At 39.2% G+C, this 20843-nt stretch carries 16 protein-coding genes; 6 read left to right on the top strand and 10 right to left on the bottom strand.

Annotation, left to right across the window (positions count from 1 at the left end; translation table 11 throughout):
• Positions 1–20: 20 nt before the first annotated feature.
• Positions 21–1736 carry a proline--tRNA ligase gene (locus MST18_RS03895; RefSeq protein ID WP_180023163.1) on the top strand — a complete coding sequence of 572 codons (1716 nt, stop codon included), beginning with the start codon at positions 21–23 and terminating at the stop codon, positions 1734–1736.
• A 62-nt stretch (positions 1737–1798) separates the two neighbouring features.
• Here MST18_RS03895 and MST18_RS03890 read toward each other — a convergent pair whose 3' ends face one another.
• From MST18_RS03890 to MST18_RS03865, 6 genes are all read right to left on the bottom strand, one after another.
• A complete protein-coding gene (locus MST18_RS03890; RefSeq protein WP_180133517.1) occupies positions 1799–3100 on the bottom strand; it encodes a hypothetical protein in 1302 nt (433 codons plus the stop codon).
• Between the two features lie 50 nt (positions 3101–3150).
• Entirely contained in the window at positions 3151–5331 is a 2181-nt protein-coding gene (locus MST18_RS03885; RefSeq protein WP_180133518.1) for a DUF6160 family protein, read from the bottom strand.
• Between the two features lie 30 nt (positions 5332–5361).
• On the bottom strand, positions 5362–6051 hold the full coding sequence (locus MST18_RS03880) for a hypothetical protein (protein WP_067764582.1): 690 nt from the start codon (positions 6049–6051) through the stop codon (positions 5362–5364).
• A gap of 10 nt (positions 6052–6061) precedes the next feature.
• Entirely contained in the window at positions 6062–8119 is a 2058-nt protein-coding gene (locus MST18_RS03875) for a hypothetical protein (protein ID WP_180133519.1), read from the bottom strand.
• A 244-nt stretch (positions 8120–8363) separates the two neighbouring features.
• Positions 8364–8933, bottom strand: coding sequence for a dCTP deaminase (dcd, locus tag MST18_RS03870; protein ID WP_005008040.1), 570 nt, complete (start codon positions 8931–8933; stop codon positions 8364–8366).
• 112 nt (positions 8934–9045) lie between these two features.
• A complete protein-coding gene (locus tag MST18_RS03865; protein ID WP_180133520.1) occupies positions 9046–9639 on the bottom strand; it encodes a LysE family translocator in 594 nt (197 codons plus the stop codon).
• 436 nt (positions 9640–10075) lie between these two features.
• Here MST18_RS03865 and MST18_RS03860 point away from each other — a divergent pair, with 436 nt between their 5' ends.
• Genes MST18_RS03860 through MST18_RS03850 form a run of 3 tightly spaced genes read left to right on the top strand, consistent with a single transcriptional unit; the run spans position 10076 to position 13564 of the window.
• Positions 10076–11083: a TAXI family TRAP transporter solute-binding subunit gene (locus MST18_RS03860; RefSeq protein WP_067764588.1), complete on the top strand. Its 1008-nt coding sequence runs from the start codon at positions 10076–10078 to the stop codon at positions 11081–11083.
• Positions 11061–11555 (top strand): DUF1850 domain-containing protein, encoded by a 495-nt coding sequence (locus MST18_RS03855; RefSeq protein ID WP_227591861.1) that lies wholly within the window; start codon positions 11061–11063, stop codon positions 11553–11555. The genes MST18_RS03860 and MST18_RS03855 overlap by 23 nt, the downstream gene beginning before the upstream one ends.
• A complete protein-coding gene (locus MST18_RS03850) occupies positions 11552–13564 on the top strand; it encodes a TRAP transporter permease (RefSeq protein WP_180133521.1) in 2013 nt (670 codons plus the stop codon). Before MST18_RS03855 ends, MST18_RS03850 begins: the two co-directional genes overlap by 4 nt.
• A gap of 501 nt (positions 13565–14065) precedes the next feature.
• On the opposite strand, the gene apbC is transcribed toward MST18_RS03850, so the two are convergent.
• Positions 14066–15334, bottom strand: a complete 1269-nt coding sequence (gene apbC / locus MST18_RS03845) for an iron-sulfur cluster carrier protein ApbC (protein ID WP_180101819.1) — start codon at positions 15332–15334, stop codon at positions 14066–14068.
• 347 nt (positions 15335–15681) lie between these two features.
• Between apbC and MST18_RS03840 the strand changes: the two genes are divergently transcribed.
• Positions 15682–16020 (top strand): hypothetical protein, encoded by a 339-nt coding sequence (locus tag MST18_RS03840; RefSeq protein WP_180101820.1) that lies wholly within the window; start codon positions 15682–15684, stop codon positions 16018–16020.
• A gap of 49 nt (positions 16021–16069) precedes the next feature.
• Here the strand turns inward: MST18_RS03840 and MST18_RS03835 are convergent, their stop codons facing one another.
• Entirely contained in the window at positions 16070–16468 is a 399-nt protein-coding gene (locus tag MST18_RS03835) for a hypothetical protein (protein WP_180101821.1), read from the bottom strand.
• A 278-nt stretch (positions 16469–16746) separates the two neighbouring features.
• Positions 16747–17544 carry a hypothetical protein gene (locus MST18_RS03830; RefSeq protein WP_180133522.1) on the bottom strand — a complete coding sequence of 266 codons (798 nt, stop codon included), beginning with the start codon at positions 17542–17544 and terminating at the stop codon, positions 16747–16749.
• A gap of 172 nt (positions 17545–17716) precedes the next feature.
• Between MST18_RS03830 and metG the strand changes: the two genes are divergently transcribed.
• Entirely contained in the window at positions 17717–19774 is a 2058-nt protein-coding gene (gene metG, locus MST18_RS03825) for a methionine--tRNA ligase (protein WP_180101823.1), read from the top strand.
• A 56-nt stretch (positions 19775–19830) separates the two neighbouring features.
• On the opposite strand, the gene MST18_RS03820 is transcribed toward metG, so the two are convergent.
• Positions 19831–20595, bottom strand: coding sequence for a hypothetical protein (locus tag MST18_RS03820; RefSeq protein WP_180133523.1), 765 nt, complete (start codon positions 20593–20595; stop codon positions 19831–19833).
• Positions 20596–20843 lie beyond the last annotated feature (248 nt).

Here is a 20843-nt window from a genome sequence, read left to right as displayed (position 1 = left end):
AATTTTTTAGGACAGTTTCCATGCGCGCGAGTCGCTTTTTATTTGCAACGTTAAGAGAAACCCCAAACGATGCTGAAGTTATTTCACATCAGCTTATGCTTCGTGCCGGGATGATTCGTAAATTGGCTTCAGGTTTATACACTTGGCTGCCGATGGGCGTTCGCGTATTAAATAAAGTTGAAGCGATTATCCGCGAAGAGATGGATCGTGCTGGTTCACTTCAAGTCCTGATGCCTGTCACTCAACCTGCATCTTTATGGGAAGAATCAGGTCGTTTCGTACAATATGGTCCAGAACTTTTACGTTTTAAAGACCGTCATAACAATGACTTTGTACTTGGCCCTACACATGAAGAAGTGATTACAGATCTTGCTCGCAATGAGTTGAAAAGTTATAAGCAATTGCCTGCAAACTTCTACCAAGTACAAACCAAATTCCGTGACGAAATCCGCCCTCGTTTCGGTGTGATGCGTTCACGTGAATTCATCATGAAAGATGCCTATTCTTTCCATGTTGACCAAGCTTCTTTACAAGAAACCTATGACAAGATGTATGCAGCTTACTGCAAGATTTTCACGCGTTTAGGTTTAAATTTCCGTCCAGTTCAAGCGGATACAGGTTCAATTGGTGGTTCTGGTTCACACGAATTCCACGTCCTTGCGTCTAGCGGCGAAGATGACATCGCATTCTCTACAGAGTCAGATTATGCTGCTAACGTAGAAATGGCGGAAGCAGTATTAGTAGGTGAACGTGCTGCTCCGACTAAAGCACTTGAAATTGTTGATACACCAAATCAAAAAACCATTGCTGAGGTTTCTGAATTCCTTAAATCAGACCCTACTCAATCTGTCAAAGCATTATTGGTTCAAGGTGTTGCTGAAGAAGGTAAAGCTGCACCAGTGGTTGCCTTATTCCTACGTGGCGACCATGAACTGAATGAAATTAAAGCAGAAAAACACCCATTAATTGCTGCTCCATTAACTTTTGCAACTGAAGCACAATTAGCTGACTTAGGCTTAACTGCTGGTTTCTGTGGCCCTCAAGGCTTAACCGAAAAAGGCATTACCGTTATTGTTGACCGTGCAGCGTCTGTACTTTCAGACTTTGTTGCTGGTGCAAACCAAGTTGATAAACATGCTGTAGGTGTAAACTGGGAACGTGATGCACAATACACCGAAGTTTATGACCTGCGTAATGTTGTTGAAGGTGACCCTTCTCCAGATGGTCGAGGTACAATCTTGATTAAACGTGGTATCGAAGTTGGTCATATCTTCCAGTTGGGTCAAAAATACTCTGAAGCGCTTGGCTGCAAAGTTTTAGGTGAAGATGGCAAACCTCTCGTTGTGACTATGGGTTGCTACGGTATTGGTGTAACTCGTGTTGTTGCTTCTGCGATTGAACAAAACTTCGATGACAAAGGTATTATTTGGCCGTCTGCAATTGCTCCTTTCGAAGTTGCTATCGTGCCAATGAATGCACATAAGTCACCACGTACAATGGAAGCAGCTGAAGCACTGTATGCAGAATTAACTGCTGCTGGTTATGATGTTCTTCTTGATGATCGTAATGAGCGTCCTGGTGTTAAATTCTCTGATATCGAGTTAACAGGTATTCCACACCGTATTGTCATTGGCGAGAAAGGTTTGGATGCTGGTACATTTGAGTACAAAGGTCGCCGTGATGAAGAATCAAGCAACCTCAGTAAAGAAGACCTTTTAGCGAAACTTGCAAAATAATTTGCGCTAAACATAAAAAATCCCGCTAGGTGCGGGATTTTTTATGTCAAATATTTTAAGCCTTAACAGAATTTCAGCCCCCCGAAGCAGTTAGAACGAAACTCCTGTCCAGACAATTTTAAATTGGTTAATGGGAAATCAATTAATGACGGGTTTTTAATCTCTTTAACATCCAAAGAAGAACCTGCAACACAACCAAAGATTAAATCTCCACAGTTACGAACATTGGTACTTAAGTCATGGTTAATTCCGGCGATCGTTTGTTTCAACACTTCATCTGTAATCGCCACTTTATCTGATGGTGTAATACTGCCCAAATCGACTTCATCTTCCATCGCCAGCCACCACCCTCTTTCTGCTGCGACTGCAGCACCAGGCCAGAGTATTTTTTGAGCTTGTAAAGATAGCGAAGCAGGGTTATTTAGATAAAGTGCGTGAATCAAACCTAAACTTTGATTTACCGTAATATCGGTTTTTAGCCCAGTAAGATACCCCGTCACATCTTTATCCAAATTAATGTTTAAACCGAGTAGAGAGATTTGAGCTACTAATGGACCACTAAAATCTAGACGATCAACAGTTCCTGTACCCTTTAACTGTACATCTGTCATTCGATTACCACTTACAACAGTAGCTGGAATCGTAAAAGGAGCTGTGGTTGATTTTAAATTAAAGGAATAATTATCTGATTTGTAGTGAAGCGGTAGATCAACTTCTGCACCAAATAATGTCCCCTTAACTGCTCCTTCAATATATTGCTGCGTAGAAGCATAGTCCATCACACGCTCGGCAGTTGTTGCAACACCCGCAGATGCTTTGGTTTTCATATAACCACTAAAGGTATTGATACCATTGGGTGTATTGCTATTTTCTGTACCTAATGTCATTAATCCAGAAATTTTTTCAGCGCTCAAACGAAAGCCCATCACTTCACGAGTTGCCGCTGATTTCGGATCTTTAATTGCAATTTCGATAAAAGGATTGGTCAGCAAAGCAGAAGTTGCCGCACGTTCATCCGACGTATAATTGCTATTTGCAGGCAATCCACTCAGTGAAATATGATCAATATCAATATCACAAGCACCTGAGCCATTTGCACCACCACAACCCAATTGGAGCTTTTTAATATTGGCATTGAGCTCCATTTCAGCTTCCAAACCAAGTTTATAAAAGCCAACTTTGGATTGGTCAACGGCTTGTCCACTCTCATCCACAGAATTATACCCCTGCGTATATTCCATGGAGAGTAAAGCTTGACCATCAACTTTTGATAAGCTTTCATCATCTAAAGCCATCATTGCATGAGATAAGCTACTCATCGCAAATGTCGAGAATATCAAACCTCTGATTAACTTCTTTTTCATAACAAATTCCCTGTTCGTTATTTTATTTATTTGTTATTGATTTAATTTTACTAGCGTGGAGTAATCCCCATCGTACTTCGCATTGTTCCACCGGTTAGGGCAATATCCGCCATCTTTTGCATATTGCCATTTGTTAACATCGAAACTTCTGCACGAAACGCTTTAGACATATTATTGGTTGGATTGAATTTTACCTGATTATCAAACTCTACCGAATCTTGTTTCATTTTAATTCGAGCATCAAAGCCTAGATCGCCCTGCATTTTATTAATATTGATACTTGAAGCTGAAACGACACCGCTGGCATTTACATCTTCATTCATCAAACTTAAATAACTTCCCATAACTTTTTGATCTTTCTTTTCAGCATCAGTTAATGCTTTAAATTCAAAGCTTCCACGGAAAGATAAATAATTATTTTCTGCAGTGTCATTTAGACCCGGTACTATAAATAGCTCACCTTTACCATCAAGTTTAAACGCAATATTCGTCAACACATCATCACGTTTAGAGAAATTATCTAAAGGTACTGTGGTCCCACATTTGGCAGAAGCTGTAGTCGCACAGTTATAGGTTGAACCCGGCAGTTGACCAATCGCTAACTCGGCATTGGCTGCAATCAATAAATTATCTGCACGTACATAGATGCCATCATTTTCATAGCCAATCACACCATCAGATTGAATAAGTGCATTGATGTTTCTTAAGCCGGCATAATAATTGACTTCTTGACCATTAATACCTTTTTTACCATCAATCAAAATAATAGAAGTTGTACTTGGTGTTCCTGTTTTTTTATCAACACCATAACCATCTGTGCTCATTACAAGGTTATAGCCAATACCTGATTTTTCAGCCGCATTTTTATAACTGTATTTTTTCTCTGATAATGCAACGTTGGCATTCATATTATAAATCGGGATACCAATCCCCCAACTGTTGTCATTACTTGCAATTGCAGCAATTGAGTTATCCGAAATAAATCGTGCGGTACGCGCGATGGACTGAAAATCCATACCACGAATCGCCACTAGTGCAAAATTTCCGCCCGCCGTTTGATTTGACAGATTCTGGGTTAAAACATTATTGGTTAAACCTAATGTTGCTTTTAATTTATCATTTACCAGAAAATCAAGGCTTTTTGCTTGAATGGTATTGATATAAATATCGCCAAAATCAATATAGGCATTTTTATCAGCAACTAAAGACGTTAAATTAGAAAATTCAATGGCATAACTACCAATACCCGTATGGCCAATTTCTAAGGTTGTCGGTGCTTGACCTGCAACAAGGCTAGGATCATCCTTTGAAGTGAAATCCGCGCGCACACCTAAATGTAAACCACCTGAACCAACGGACTCATATCCAGAAGCCTTCGTTGCTAGACCAAAATCTTTGATTCCGTCTTGATTGGCATTTAAGGCAACTCGTGCATTAGTGACAGCACCCGATGCTCCCATACGAATTAAATTGCGCTGCGCACCACCATCGGTACCGTATCGTAAATCGATATTAACGCCGGGGTTTGTGGCATCGCTACGTGAACTATGCACATCTGAAATGTCCTTTACCCGCCCTAAATTGACCGTATGGTCTTTGCTTCCTGTGGATTTTGTGGTGAGAACAATGCCTTCATCAGCTGCGACATACATATAACCTGAACCAGCAAAGTTAAAGTTAAAGTCCTTTAAGGTTACGCTATGTCCATTCATACCATGACTAATACTGGCATTTTGCAATTGAAATTCCATATACGCCGTATCATTACGGTTAAATAGACCATTGCTGGTTTCAAGTAATACTTTTAAAGGTGAAGATGTTGCAATCGCAAGTGAACCTAAATTTTGCGTAGGCGTTTGGCACGTTGCGCCTTGACACAGCAGCATAATATTTTGCGCAACAGCAGTAAATGGGCTGACACTTGCGGCAATACGCATGCCTACACCAGCATCCGTAGTCCCAATATCAAAATCTAATTTTGATGTAATGGTGCTTTGCCCAACGCCATCTATTTGTACATTGTGCAAACCCATTTTCATCTTATTTTGGTCAGTTGGGTCAACCCAATTTAACTGATCAACTTTGACTCTAGAAACTTCATGGGTAATCGAAATACCATCTTGGCCAGTAACTGCACCCAAGCTTTCATCGGTCATCGCTTCAAAAGCATAGGCGTATTGAGCAAGTAAAATACTGGTTGCGAGTGCCGTTAAAGTTGTTATTTTTTTCATCACTATATCCTTATATTCAGTCACAGCTGATTAACAGCGACCTGCACCATTTCCAGTGCAGTTAAAACTGAAGATGTTTAACTTTCCACTCATGTGCATGTTGCCATGCACATTAACACCCATAAATCCTTGTTCTGAACCACGATCAAAATCAGGCACTGCTAAAGTTGAAGTTGTTCCATCAGCTTTCTTTTCGGTATAGGTTGTATAAGTACTGGTATTTTCATAACCTTCCTTACCTGTCGTCCCTGTTTCCACCGCCAACGTAGCAAATCCTAAATTCCTGATTTTTAATGGCTTGTCATCATAAAATGTCAACTGCATAGCCGTTTGTGGATTACCTTCACGATTGATAATCGTCACACCATCTAGTGAAAATTGATCGATCTGTAACGTTCCTTGAAACTGTTTAAACACCAACCATTTCTTATTACCATTTGCATCCACATGATTATTGGGTGCAAGTGCTAAGCGACAAAATTCATTGGATGAACATTGATATCCATAAAAAGCTTGAGTCGTTTTACCATTCGCATCCATGATTGATATGTTGTTTTTTGACATATCATTGGCGTATTGATGGTTTAATGAAAGTGTCCAACTGAGATCAGCACCGCCTTGACCGGTTGCAGCAGTGAGTTCGGTATTATCCATAGACACTAAGCCTGCATGAGTTTGTGTCAGTGCAGCACAAACAACAGCGCATAAAATTTTATACATTTAATTTCTCCTACAGCCCTGTTGTTCTTATTTTTAAGTGCTGAATCAATACGCCATCTATGGCAACAGATCCTAAATTCGTGCTTTGTCCATTGACACCTTTAAAGACCACACCTGTCGCCGTATCCGTACTTTTTGCATTCAGCAGATTACCAGGCAAGCGCTCTACTGTACCGATTGCAATACTACTATGTGTTGCATTACGCCCTTGATATAGTGCTGTCGCATCTGAAGAGTTTGCTTTTAACTCCGTACCACAACTATAGACGTTACAGGTTGAACCTTTAAAGTCAGCAGCGGTTAAACCCGATGTACCTGTGGTATTACCCGGGATATCCGTATAGTAGGTATAAATTTTACTGTAAATAGAAGGCACATTTGGAATACGAGTTACTTCCAGAATAATATTTCGACCTTCTGAACCCACAATAAAGGGCTGATACATATTTCCTAAAACTAAATTGATATTTGGGCTATATAAATATAGACCTTCAGTTTCATGAAAGATTGGAGCTGCAGATCGATCCATCGCTGGTGTCGCTGCAGTACCATCATCCAGTTCGGAGCGTGCAGCTGTACTGATACGCATACCGCGAGCATCCAAATCACCGTCATTGATACTCAGTGACTCAGCACGATCATTGGTATTAATACGAATTAGGCTGGCTAAACCTAAGGTTTGGTTGTAATTTGTATTTGTAGATTTTAAGGTTTGAAAAATTCGAACTTGTGATCCATTAAAACTCAGGCCATTCGCAACAATTTGAGTACGTAAACGATAGTCTTTATCTAAGCCACTTGTCGGCGCACCGGTAATCGGATCAACAACATTACTTGAATTCAAAGATCGTGAAAATACGTCCATCCACAAACCAAGTTTGATGTTATTAGATGCATCATCTGCTGCAATTTTCTTTAATGGTGCCTCAATGGCTAAGTAACCAACATTCCCCTTATTATCTTTCGCAAATTGTTCAACATCTTGATTTCCCGCATGGAAAAGCCATGGGTTTTCTGCTGTACCCCAATTAAATCCTTGGTCTGTATAGCGCGTTGCTAATGAACTTTTGCCATTTTTATCTTTGCTATTGGACAGGGCTAAGCCATATATAAATACATCTGCTTTCGATCTGAGACTCGATACGGTCGCAGTCGAAGCAATTTGTTTTGCTGTAATTTCAGCATTTTTCTTCACGGTTGCTAATGCTGCATCGCTTGCCTTTTGAGCTTCAAGCTTGGCATAGTCCGTTGCCAACTGATTGAGGGTTTCTGCAGCTTTGGCATTCAACTGAGCATCTTTTGTTGTATCAATAATATTTGAACGGGTAATTTTTCCTGAGACATAATTTTTATAAAAAGTCGAAGTGGTCGGTAAATTACCCGTACTATTATTACCGTATAGTAACTCAATCATCTCATACGTATTTTGCAGTGCATATTCTTTAGATTTATTATCCTGACCTGCTGTCAACGTATTCTTTGTTGTTCCATCAGTTTCTAAGCCCGAAATAATAGTACCATCTTTATAATCTGCATAACGCTGATTGTAATATGCCTGCATCGTTGGCGATTCAAGATAAAACTGTACTAATCGGCCACGATATTCTGTTGAATATGTTGCGATGGTTTCATTGGTTATACGTGTAGCATTATTGGTCTCATAGGTGCTTTTAGAACTTAAGAAAGTGGAGTCATAAACACCGTTATAGCCCGTAACTCGGCCTTGCTGATAGGCATCAACATATGCAGCTTTATAGATTTTATCGTAAGCACGCTGGCCTAATTGTTCATAGTTTTCACCTGTAGGAATAATCCGAATAAAACCTGTATCGCTTTTCCCTGGATCAACCATACCTGACGCATAACTAGAAGCTGTAGAACGGTCATTTGGGCCTTGAAAGACCATTTTGAAATTTTCTAAAGTGAGTGCAACACCTTCACCCGTTGTGGCTGAAAGTGCTTCATCTGATAAATCTTGAAGCGCATAAACAGATGGTGCAGCGAACATGCTGACTGCGGCTGCTAAGCAACTCTGGCGGAATAACTTAGCCTGGGTGAATTGAGTCATCTCGACCTTCCTTTTATCAGATGCTCTGCATCTCTCTTATATTTATTCCTGAGAACTGGCTTTGATGTTATTGTCCATTTATTCCTTAAATGGAGACTTGTGATAGACCAGTCACTTAACTTTTTATTATGCTGAATAATTACTCAATTGCAAAAACTTCCCCACCGAATGGTCTATTTTCCGATGAATGACCCAACAAAAAAGCGGGCTAATTCGCCCGCTTTTTTAAACTCAATCCGAAGGATTAAGCTTTCGGTAATGTCACACCGGTTTGACCTTGGTATTTACCACCACGGTCTTTATAAGAGGTTTCACACACTTCATCTGATTCGAAGAACAACATTTGTGCGACACCTTCACCCGCGTATATACGTGCAGGTAAGTTGGTTGTATTCGAAAATTCTAAAGTCACGTGACCTTCCCACTCTGGTTCAAGAGGCGTCACATTGACAATAATACCGCAGCGCGCATAGGTTGATTTACCCAAACAAACGGTTAACACATTACGGGGAATACGGAAATATTCGACTGTCCGTGCCAGTGCAAACGAGTTTGGCGGAATGATACAAACGTCTGATTCGATATCAATAAAGCTTTTATCGTCAAAGTTTTTAGGGTCAACAATTGCTGAATGAACATTGGTAAAGACTTTAAATTCACGAGCACAGCGCACGTCATAACCATAGCTCGACACGCCATACGAAATAAGCTTTTCGCCATTTTCATCATAACGGACTTGGTTTTCTGCATACGGTTCAATCATGCCGTGTTTTTCGCTCATTTCGCGAATCCAACGATCAGACTTAATAGCCATTTATCTCTATCCAAAAACTTAAATCAATTATTGCGTGGTACTTTAACTGAAATCCGACTTAATGAAAATAAGCTTTGCCGAACTAAGCGGATTTAGTCATTTTCAAATCAATTTAGAGTTTTAAAATCGCAGAATAACTCAGTGGAATCGAAAAACTGACCAAGACTAGCGATGCTGTTCGTTGTAAATTGGCTTGATTGAGCCAACTAATTTTATTCGATGCCAAAACTGAACCAAGAAAGGTCCAAAGGAATGCAATAGGAACAATCAACAACAAAAAGATCAGCATGTGAGCTACATAATATTGCGCATTTTGCCAAGCCAATGCAGGAAAAATCGCAGATGCAAATAATAGTGCTTTAGGATTTAATAACGTCGCAACAAAGAGTTCGCGTGCACGAATGCCCTTTTGATTAAAATTTTCAGCAACAGTTGCTGTACGCCATAATCGCATAGCCAAAAATAGAATATAGCCAGCACTAAACAGTTTTAAAATGGTCGGCAGTAAAGGCAGATGTACGGAAATTTTACCAATGAGAAAACCCCATAGGCTAATCGAAATAAGATAACCAAAGGCTTCCGCTGGAATGAGTCGGAATGATTTACGTAGCCCAACTTGAATACCCGAAGATGCGAGTAAGGTATTGGTTGGTCCTGGCGTTAACAAAATACTGATAACTAGACCAATAAAAAACCATGAAATCATACTTTGACCTCAAACTTAATCCGCGAAGATTAATTCAGTTGTTTCGTATTAGCAAAATAAAAAATAGAAATGCTTATAAAAAACTCCTTATTTAATTATAAATTCAGTAACTTAAATAGAAAAACAAAACCTTAGCTGAACAGTCATTCAGAGCACCTTACAATTCAAAGAAATATCTTGAACTTATATTTATAAAAGAAATTTCACATGATTCCATGTATACCCTACAGTTTTTACACGTGACAAAATATTATTAAAATAAACGATATAGCTCCATGCCATTCTTACGCATAACCATTATTTATTGGAGACTAAAAAATCAAAAAAAAATACTTTTCAAAAATAATTGATTAAGTTATGTTCAATTGAGTAGTGGAAATTAAAATTAAAACTCATCAAATCAATATTCAAAATTTATGTGTAAAAGGACGTTTCTATGAACCAATGGACAAAACTCACGTTACTCTCGGTTACTTTGGCGTGTATTACTGCTTGCTCAAATGATCAATCTACTTCAAAAAATACCACGGAAGGAAAAAGCGCAGAAACTGCTACATCTGACAAACTTCAAACCAAGTTCGTAACCATTGCAACTGGCGGAGCATCAGGACCTTACAATGTGATTGGGACGAGTCTTGCAGAAATTTATAACAAAACTTTTGGTGTAAATTCTAAGACTCAGACTACAGGTGCATCAGTCGAAAACTTAAACCTTCTCAAACAGAATAAAGTTGAAATGGCATTTGTTATGAGTGACAGCTTAACAGAAGCACTGAACGGAGCAGGAAGTTTCGCAAATGGTAAAGTTGAGAATGTCAGCCAAGTCGCAGCGCTTTATCCAAACTACGTACAAATCGTAACCTCTAAAAAATCAGGGATCAAAAATATCGAAGATTTGAAAGGTAAACGTATCGCTGTGGGTGCACAAAATTCAGGTGTAGAAGTAAATGCACGCACACTGTTGAATGGTTTTGGAATCACCTATAAAGATATTAAAGTTGATTATTTAGGCTATGCTGAAGCCGCTGATGCTTTAAAAGGTGGCAAGCTTGATGCAGCATTCCTGACTAGTGGCATTCCAAATTCATCACTCATGGAACTTCAACAAAGCTTTGATCTACAGTTAGTTTCAATCAATGCAGATAAAGTCAAAGAAATAGCTAAAGATCAAAGTTATTTCTTACCGATGATTATTCCAAAAGGCACATATGGCAATACTGCGGACATTCAAACTGCCGCAATTAAAAATGCATTAGTTGTTCGCACAGATATATCGGATGATGATGTCTACAAACTAACAAAAACTTTCTTTGACAGTTTGCCTCAATTGGCAACTTCACACCAAGCAGCAACAGAAATCACGCTTGAAGGTGCTCAACAAGGCCTTGTAGCGCCTCTACATCCAGGCGCGAAACGCTACTATGATGAAGTGGCTAAAAAATAATAAGCTTCAAAAAAATGCAGTTTATACTGCATTTTTTATATTGTTCTTCTTAATCTATGCTAGCTATCCAACACTGTATACGCAGGTTAGAGTTGAAACTGATATATGCAAAATTTCAACTGATCAATTTGATTTACAGTGGAAGCATTCAGTAGAAAAGACGGCTTGGTCTGAACAATATCAGCGTCAAAAGAATAAGTTTTTACTGCGCCACACCGATTTGATTTCATTTGGTGCAGGTACACCCTCAAATTATCCCATTGAGTTTCAAAAAAATGGTGTGATTAGAATGCGGGTCAATCAAAATATAGATGAAATCAACTGGGTGATTTCTAGAAATATGCAAGGCACGATCCTCGCTGACCAAAAAATTTGGTCTATTTTTCAAAGTTACCCAGACTATAGTTTGGTCAACATCTCGGTTCAATATCAACCCAAATGGAAGTCTTGGTGGATTGGAGAATGCCTATGAATTCCAAAGAAGATAAAGTTGTATTAGAACAACTCGATGAGAAACAACAACAAGCCATATTAGAAAAATTTGATCGGGAATCTGTTACTCGAATCAATATGAGCAAATCTGTTACCTACTTTGTTGCATTTGTAGCGATCTTTTATTCATTATTTCATTTATTTATTACGTTTAATCCTTTACCTGAGTTAATACAGCGTGCAGCCCATGTCGCTATTGGCCTAGCACTCATTTTCTTACTCTATCCAGCTCGTCAAGCAAGCTCCCGGCAGCATATTTCACTTCTCGATTGGTTCTTGGCTTTGCTTTCCATCTTCAGTTTTTTATATTTATGGAAAGAATATCAATCTATTATGACCACTCGAGGTGGTATTCCAAATACCTTAGATATCGCGTTTGCAATTATGAGTGTGGTATTAGTCATAGAAGCAACTCGCCGGGTCATGGGGTGGATGCTGCCCATTTTAAGTTTAATTTTCCTGACCTATACATTTATCAGTCACTTTGATTGGTTGCCAGATCGATTAATTACTCGCCCTTATACCATCAGCGACATTTTCGGACATATGTATTTAAAAACCGAAGGCTTATATTCTTCGGCAATTGGTGCATCCGTCACTTTTATTTTCTTATTTATCCTTTTTGGTGCTTTTCTTGCAAAATCAGGTATGGGGAAATTGTTCAATGATCTTGCCATGGCATTGGCGGGTCATAAACAAGGTGGTCCTGCCAAAGTTGCTGTAATTTCAAGTGGATTTATGGGCAGTATTAATGGAACTGCTGTTGCCAATGTTGTTGGCACAGGCTCATTTACCATTCCATTGATGAAAAAAATTGGTTATCACAAGAATTTTGCTGGTGCCGTTGAAGCCAGTGCATCCGTCGGTGGACAAATTTTGCCGCCAGTCATGGGTGCGAGTGCCTTCATTATGGCCGAAACAACTGGCGTGAGTTATGGCACGATTGCACTAGCCGCATTATTACCTGCCTTATTGTATTACCTTGGCGTCATGGCTCAAGTTCATTTCCGTGCGGGTAAAGATGATCTGAAAGGCGTACCTAAAGCTGATTTACCTAAAGTAAAAGAAGTTCTAAAAGAGCGTGGACATTTACTTATTCCAATTTTGGCACTGGTCTTTTTCTTATTTCAAAATATTCCTGTGAGCTATGCTGCTGTCTACACCATCGTCCTGACCATCTTTGTAGCAGCTTTAAGAAAATCAACACGAATGGGTGTAAAAGATATTTTAGATGCGCTCGTTGATGGAGCCAAACAATCATTATCTGTGATGGCTGCTTGTGCTGTCGTTGGTATTATTATCGGCGTAGTAAGTCTGACAAGTTTTGGTTCAGTAATGACTTCTTCAATTATGAGTTTAGGTGCAGGTAGTCTCTTTCTCACTTTATTTTTAACCATGATTGCATCGATGATTTTAGGCATGGGGCTTCCATCTATTCCGGCCTATATCATTACTGCCACCATGGCAGCACCAGCACTCGCAAACTTTGATATCCCTGTATTAGTCGCGCATATGTTTGTGTTCTATTTTGGTTTATTTGCAAACATCACCCCACCAGTTGCCCTTGCCGCCTTTGCGGGCGCAGGAATTGCAGGCGGTGATCCAATGCGCACTGGGTTTCAGGCCTTAAAACTATCTCTTGCTGGTTTTATTGTTCCATTTTTATTCGTTTATAACCCTGCCATACTGATGATTGATACCACCAATGTTGCAGTCAATGCTCGAGAATTTGCCTTTCCTGCATGGACAACTATAGTGAGTATTACTGTCACTTCAGTGATAGGAATTCTCGCTTTAGGCTCCGCAGTTGAAGGTTATTTCAAGACTTATCTCAACTGGTTCTGGCGTATTTTTTTAGGTGTGGGTGCGCTGTGTATGATTATTCCAGAAACCATTACAGATATTGTAGGCATTATCATGGTCATCATCGCAATTACGGTGAATATTATCACTGCTAAACGTAAAGCAAACCCGTCTCTTTCCTCCTAAAAAACCAATTAAAAAGCCCGGTAATTACCGGGCTTTTTAATTTCTTAGACTAAGGCGTACCCTCATTTGATGGGTGGGTTTTAATGACTTCAAATAATATTTAAAATTATTTGTTCCTCTATATTTTTTCAATGCTAAGCCCTTTGTAACAGAGGACATTTGGCAAAAAATCTAAGACACAATGCGTTTGTACAGTTACTGCCGTTCAAAGAATTGATCCTAGCCAAAATAATAGAAATATCGTGAAAGCTATTTTGTAAAAACTAAGTACAAACGCGACATCCTTTGATATGCCTCAAGAATTTTATCCTTGGCATACGGCTTATAATCGCAGGAAAAATAAGAAATTGTGCAAATCGTTTTTTAGATGTGTAATTCATAGACATCGTTGAATGTCTAAAGTTCAGTACTCATAATTTTCAAACACTCCCAATACCACGTTATAAAAAATCTGGCACGAGGCCAGATTTTAATACGATCAACTTAAATTTCAGTTCACCCTTAGAAAATACGGTTTTTATCTTTTTCAGCCTGAGGTAATGCATCTGCAACTTTTTGTGCAATCGCCATGTAGCTTTCAGCAGCATCATCACCTGCTATCACAGATGGTTTCCCTGCATCGGCATTTTCACGAATTTGTACATTCAGCGGTAAACGACCTAAGAGCGGAATGTCGTATTGGGCTGAAAGTTGGTCGCCACCACCTGTACCAAAGATTTGCTCTTCATGCCCACAGTTCGAACAAATATGGGTCGACATATTTTCAACCACACCCATCACTGGGATGTGTACACGGTTAAACAACTCAATGCCTTTGGTCGCATCCATTAATGCAACGTTCTGTGGTGTCGTCACAATCACAGCACCTGTCACTGGTATACGCTGTGCAAGCGTCAACTGAATATCACCTGTGCCTGGCGGCATATCAATGACCAATACATCCAGATCAGGCCACAACGTTTGGTTAAAGAGCTGCATTAACGCCCCTGTCGCTTTCGGCCCACGCCAAGCCACTGGCGTATTGTTATCTCCAGTTAAGTGACCAATTGAAAGTACAGCCATACCATATGCTTCGATAGGAACAAATTGCTCAGCTTCAATCATCGGCGTACGGCCAGCGTTACCGAGCATCGTTGGAATACTTGGACCATAGATATCCGCATCTAAAACGCCAACTTTTAGCCCCAATTTCTGTAATGCCAAAGCTAAGTTAACTGTCGTGGTTGACTTACCCACACCACCTTTACCAGATGACACCAAAATGACATTTTGAATGCGTGGGTGTTTCGGTACATCACGCTGTTGTGGAGCGGCTTTTTGAATCGGTGGGTTATTCGGATCAACTTCGGCAGGTGCTTCGGGTGTTTTCGCAGACGCATCCACAACTGGAGGTAACTGGCTTTTTGCTGCTGAACTTTCAGCTTTTTCTTGGCTAGAACAGCTTTCGCCTTCTGCATGGTGATGACCGCAACCACCCGATGTATGTCCAGTCTTTTGCTGAATCACGTGCATATTTAATTCTGTGATGCCACATTTTTCCAATGCATCGGCCAAATCATCATGGATTTTTTGTAAGTCATCGGCTTCTGAAGGAAAGGTATTAATCGTGATCTGCAAGATCTGACCTTGCACATTTACCTGTGTAATACGGTCTTTTAAAGCATTATTTGAATTGGGAAGTACATAGTTTTGTAAAACCTGTTGGATTTCCTCTTCTTTCACCTCTTGGGAGGGTGAAAACACAGATTTTAGAGAAGAAAGCCACGACATTATGTTGTCTCCAAACAGGAAAATCAAAAGATAATAGCGATAGTTTACCTGTTCATCTGCCCCAGAGTAAGAGGGAGATGAATGACTTATCCCTATAAACTTATAAAGTTGAGTAATTTAGTCAGCTTTCAAACAATTTTTCTAACGTGTGACGCTTAAAAATGCACCTGCAACTGATTTTTGCGGCTAAACCAAAGCCTTTAAATTTGAATTGATTACATATCAACCATACATTTTCAGCGTAATTTCAGTTTATATTTCAGTCGTTTCAACAGAATAATCATAGCGATGGATGTGCAATCTAAAGGCACATTTTGTGCTTTTTAGTTTTTAAAATGGGGATGACGATGTATCCGAAGACTATCTATAAGAAGAATATTTATAAAACGACTTTATGTGCCTTGATGCTCCTGACTTCAGCAGCCTATGCAGAAATTGCGACTGAAGCCATTCAAACACCTGACCGACAAACTGTAGCGATTGGTGATAGCATCGATCTCATGCGCTCGCGTATGCAAGCTTCTCCGATGAAAATGCTGTCTTATCCGCTGCAAGAGAAAAATCTGCCTGCAAAACTAGCGGTAGATTACACCTATGAAATTGCTAATATGCGCTACGTGATTACCGTAGTCGATGATCAAGTCAAAAATATTAAGACTGAAAATTTAGATGGATTAAAACAATGAATCCTAAAAAAGCCGCTCTTGATAGAACGGCCTTTTTGATCAGCCCCAATTAAGCTTGATCATCTTTTTTAAACTTATTCAGTGTGTCAGTGGCTTTCTTTTTTAACTCGTCAAATTTCTCTGTCGCCTGCACTTTGAGTTCATCAAATTTTTCGACAGCCTCATGTTTAAGTTCGGAAGCTTTGACTTTGGCTTCATCAAATTTATGACTCGCTTCTGCTTTTAACTGCTCTAGACGGTCTTTGGTTTCAGCATGCTGTTCTGCATGTTCATGTTTGGCGTCATTTAAGGCTTTTTCGCCTTCGAGTTTTAACTCTTCAGCTTTATGCTTTGCACCATCGAGGGCTTTTTCACCTTCAAGCTGAGCTTCTTTGGCTTTGAGCTTTAGATCATCACCCAATTCTGACGCTTTATCTTTCAATTGATCAATTTTATTTTCAGTTGTCATCGTTCTCGCCTCTTCTCTGTTATTGTCTAACAATAGTTATAACGTGCTTTGACGGGATGACCTTAAAAATATGCATTTAGAAACAATTGAGCTACATGACGTTGCATTTATGCTTTTTGGCATAAGGTTAGGAGTTAAAATTGATCCGAGTTTAAATGTATTAAATCATTGAAAAATATAAAGGCTATTTTTATTGTATTGATATTCATCAATCTAAATTAAGCAAAAGGAATAACGGTAAAGCCCCTAATGACGCACTTTACCGCTACATAAAAAGATTATTTGCTGACCGTGCTCATAAAGCTTACTGCGGAAAACAGCCAAATAAATAGGATGAAACTCCGTCCCTGATTAAAATGCGCGACGTCGGTCCCATGCAAAATATTATGGCGGGTCATGGCTACAGTAGAGCTGCTATCCATTTGATAGGCTGCCAATTCGGCAAAATAATGATTCAGTTCTTTGGCAATTTTTGCTTTATGCCAAAGACTCTTAATTTCACTGCCTTTTAGACCGGGTACAATTTTATATACATCGACAAACTTGGTACCGCTCTGCTTTAAAAAGCCCGTTTGAATCAGTACATCAGTTAAAATGCCTTCTAACTGTGCATACAAGACAGGGATACAACCGGCATGGAAATTCAGCTTATACAGTTTAAAAGCTTCAAGTAGAACCAAACGACGTTGCGCTTTATTTTCACCAATCTCTAAGGCATCAAAGGCTTTCAACATTTCTGTCTGAAAAAACTCGGTGTTAATCGCATCGAGTAAATGAAACTGTTTTTGATCTTCATGTTGATGCAGCAATTGCCAAAAGTACAACAAGTTTAAGGCGTCATTTGCCACTTTCATTTCTACAGGTTGATCAAGCTCATCGGCCAATACATCGAAGTAAGGTTCAGTTGTAGCCAAATCACGTAAAGTCTGAATCAGTAATGCATGTTCATCTGCCGAAATCTGCTCAAGGTATTGTTGTGCTTCTTTGACAATGTGCTGACCGAGTTGTTTATTACGCTGTTGATTTTGCGGAATACGGGTCACAGGCTGGTCGTCATCATAATCGTCGTCGTACATGGGCTTGTCACTCTAAAGGCATCACAGATATGCCCTATTATCACTGTAATTGTGTCAGCAATATAGATTTTTTTACTTTTGCAAAGATTTCACCTATTCCCTTGTGCAAGTACTGGCTATCTCATGTAAAATTACAGCCCATTGCATAAATACGAATGAGAGAGTCATATCCGTGCGTAATATTTTAGTTACTAACGCCCTTCCATACGCGAATGGCCCAATTCATATGGGTCATTTACTCGGTTATATCCAAGCTGATATTTGGGTTCGTGCCATGCGTGCAATGGGTCATAACGTGACTTATGTATGTGCGGATGATGCTCACGGCACAGCGATTATGCTACGTGCGGAAGCCAATGGTATTTCGCCTGAACAGCAAATTGCCAATGTGCAAAAAGAACATGAACGTGACTTTGCTGGCTTTAGAGTTGACTTTGACCATTACGACTCAACTAATAGCCCTGAAAACCAAGCACGTGCTTCTGAGATTTATATCAAAAACCGTGAAGCGGGCAACATTGCAGTACGCCCTGTGACGCAATTGTTTGACCCTGAAAAAACAATGTTCTTGTCTGACCGTTTCATTAAAGGTACATGCCCGAAATGTAAAGCGGAAGACCAATACGGCGACTCATGTGAAGTGTGCGGTACAACCTACAACGCAACTGAGTTACTCAATCCAAAATCGACTTTGAGCGGTGCGACACCTGTAGAAAAATCTTCAGATCACTACTTCTTTAAACTGCCAAACTTTGGTGAATACCTGCAAAAATGGACAAGAGACGAAGGCCGTCTGCCTGTGTCAATTGCCAATAAACTTGATGAATGGTTTGAAGCAGGTTTATCGGATTGGGATATTTCTCGTGATGCACCTTACTTTGGTTTTGAAATTCCAGATGCGCCAAACAAATATTTCTACGTTTGGGTAGATGCGCCAATCGGCTATATGTCGAGCTTTGAAAACTACATCAAGACTAAACGTCCAGATTTAAGCTTTGACGATTACTGGAAAAAAGATTCGAAAAATGAAGTCTATCACTTCATTGGTAAAGACATCGTTTACTTCCACGCGTTGTTCTGGCCTGCAATGCTTGAAGGTGCAAACTACCGCACCCCAACAAGCTTATTCGTCAACGGTTTCTTGACTGTAAACGGTCAGAAGATGTCTAAATCTCGCGGTACCTTCATTAAAGCGGAAACGTATCTTGAGCATTTAAACCCTGAATACTTACGTTACTACTTCGCGTCGAAGCTTTCTGACAAAGTTGAAGATTCTGACTTAAATCTTGATGATTTCGTTCAGAAAGTAAACTCCGACCTTGTTGGTAAAGTGGTCAATATCGCAAGCCGTTGTGCCAAGTTCATAAACACCAAGTTTGATAACAACCTTTCTGCAACGTGTGCTGAACCTGAATTGGTACAAAGCTTTATTGATGCAGGCGCTTCAATCGCTGCTCAATATGAAGCACGTGAATTCTCTGCTGCAATCCGTGAAATCATGGCGCTTGCTGACAAAGCCAACCAATATATCGACGAGAAAAAGCCTTGGGCACTTGCGAAAATTGAAGGTGAAGAACAACAAGTACATGACGTGTGTTCAGTAGGTATTAACCTATTCCGTCAATTGGCAGTTTACCTTGCTCCAGTTCTTCCAACTTTGGCTGCTCAAGTTCAAGACTTCTTGAAGCTTGAGTCTTTCGACTTTGCTTCAGGCAAAACGATTTTAGTGGATCATGAAATTGCTCAATTCCAACCATTGATGCAACGTGTGGACCCGAAAGCGGTTGCTGCTATGGTTGATGCGTCTAAAGACTCTTTAGCTGCCCCTGCGGAAGCACCAAAAGCGGAAAAGAAAAAAGAGAAAGCCAAAGAGAAGAAACCTGAACCTAAAGTTGGCGAAGCTGAAATCATCGGCATTGAAGACTTTATGAAAATTGACTTACGTGTAGCGGAAGTTTTAGAAGCTGCTCACGTTGAAGGTTCGGATAAACTACTTCAATTGACGTTAAATGTCGGTGAAGCTGAGCCACGTAACGTATTTAGCGGTATTCGTGAGTTCTACCAACCTGAAGACCTTAAAGGCAAATTGGTGGTAATGGTTGCGAACCTTGCACCACGTAAGATGCGTTTTGGTATTTCTAACGGTATGGTTTTAGCTGCGGGTAATGGCGATGGTGTTTGGGTGATTTCACCTGAAACTGGTGCTAAAGCTGGTGATAAAGTGTCTTAACTTTTAAGATTAAGATAAGAAAAAGCCTCTACGTTGTAGGGGCTTTTTTATAAATATTATTTCTTCAAGATTGGATCACAAAGCATAGGCACAAAGCTATAGTTATCATCTTTTTTAGTCACAAGTATAATTTCATCACTTGAAACTGCTATTACTTTACTATCTTTTGGAGTGATGCATCTTGAAAACTTCTTTGCTTCAAAAGCATAAATATATGATTGGGCCATTTCAGAAATAAAGTTTGAATATTTATCTTTATATTTATCTCCAAAGGTAAATAAAAGCATAAAGATAAAAGGATATATTAAAAATCTAGCTGCACAGCTCCATACAGAATAGCTTTCTTTTAAATCATCTCTTTCTTTAGCCCAAATTACGTACATCATATAAAATTGACTTAGAAATATAAGAAGTAGAAATACGATGAATGTAACTAAAATAAAAACTATAGGAATTATCATTATAGCCACAAAACTCGTGACTCTATTCAATCCATTAGATTCATATCCGACAATGTGATTAACAAGTTGATCTGCAAAACCATATGTAATGTTTGTTAATAATGCATATATAGCAACAAGAATAACTTTACCTAATATTGTTCCCCATGCTTTATGATAACAGTATAAAAAGTCAGATGTTATACCTCCAGCCCAACATACACTTAGAAGAAACAAACTAATTTTGAAAAAATCATTCGTTGGCATCAGATACCAAAAAAATGTATTTAAAGCTAACACACACCCTATCAAATAGAATTTTTGACTTCTATTTAACTGCTGAAATATTCCCTCAATTTTTTGTTGCACCTGAATTAACATTATTCGACACCTTAATATTTTTATTAATTTATTGTAATTGTACGAAGAATAATTTGAATGCACTTTAGGCAAGAACACGTCTTAATACGTCGTTCTATAACTAAACTGAGCCTCACTTACTCAATTTAATTAACTAAAAACAAAACTACTCTTATTTTAGTAAATTTTTATTATCAACGTACTCCTTTTTATAGAACCAAAGTTATTTTAAAAAACTTAAAGATACTTAATCAAATGCCTTGCGACAT

Origin of the sequence: Acinetobacter sp. YH12068_T, assembly GCF_024606005.1 — a bacterium.
Classification (GTDB): Bacteria; Pseudomonadota; Gammaproteobacteria; order Pseudomonadales; family Moraxellaceae; genus Acinetobacter; species Acinetobacter amyesii.
The sequence above is the reverse complement of the archived record's forward strand: the minus strand, read 5'-3'. Positions and strand labels throughout refer to the sequence as shown.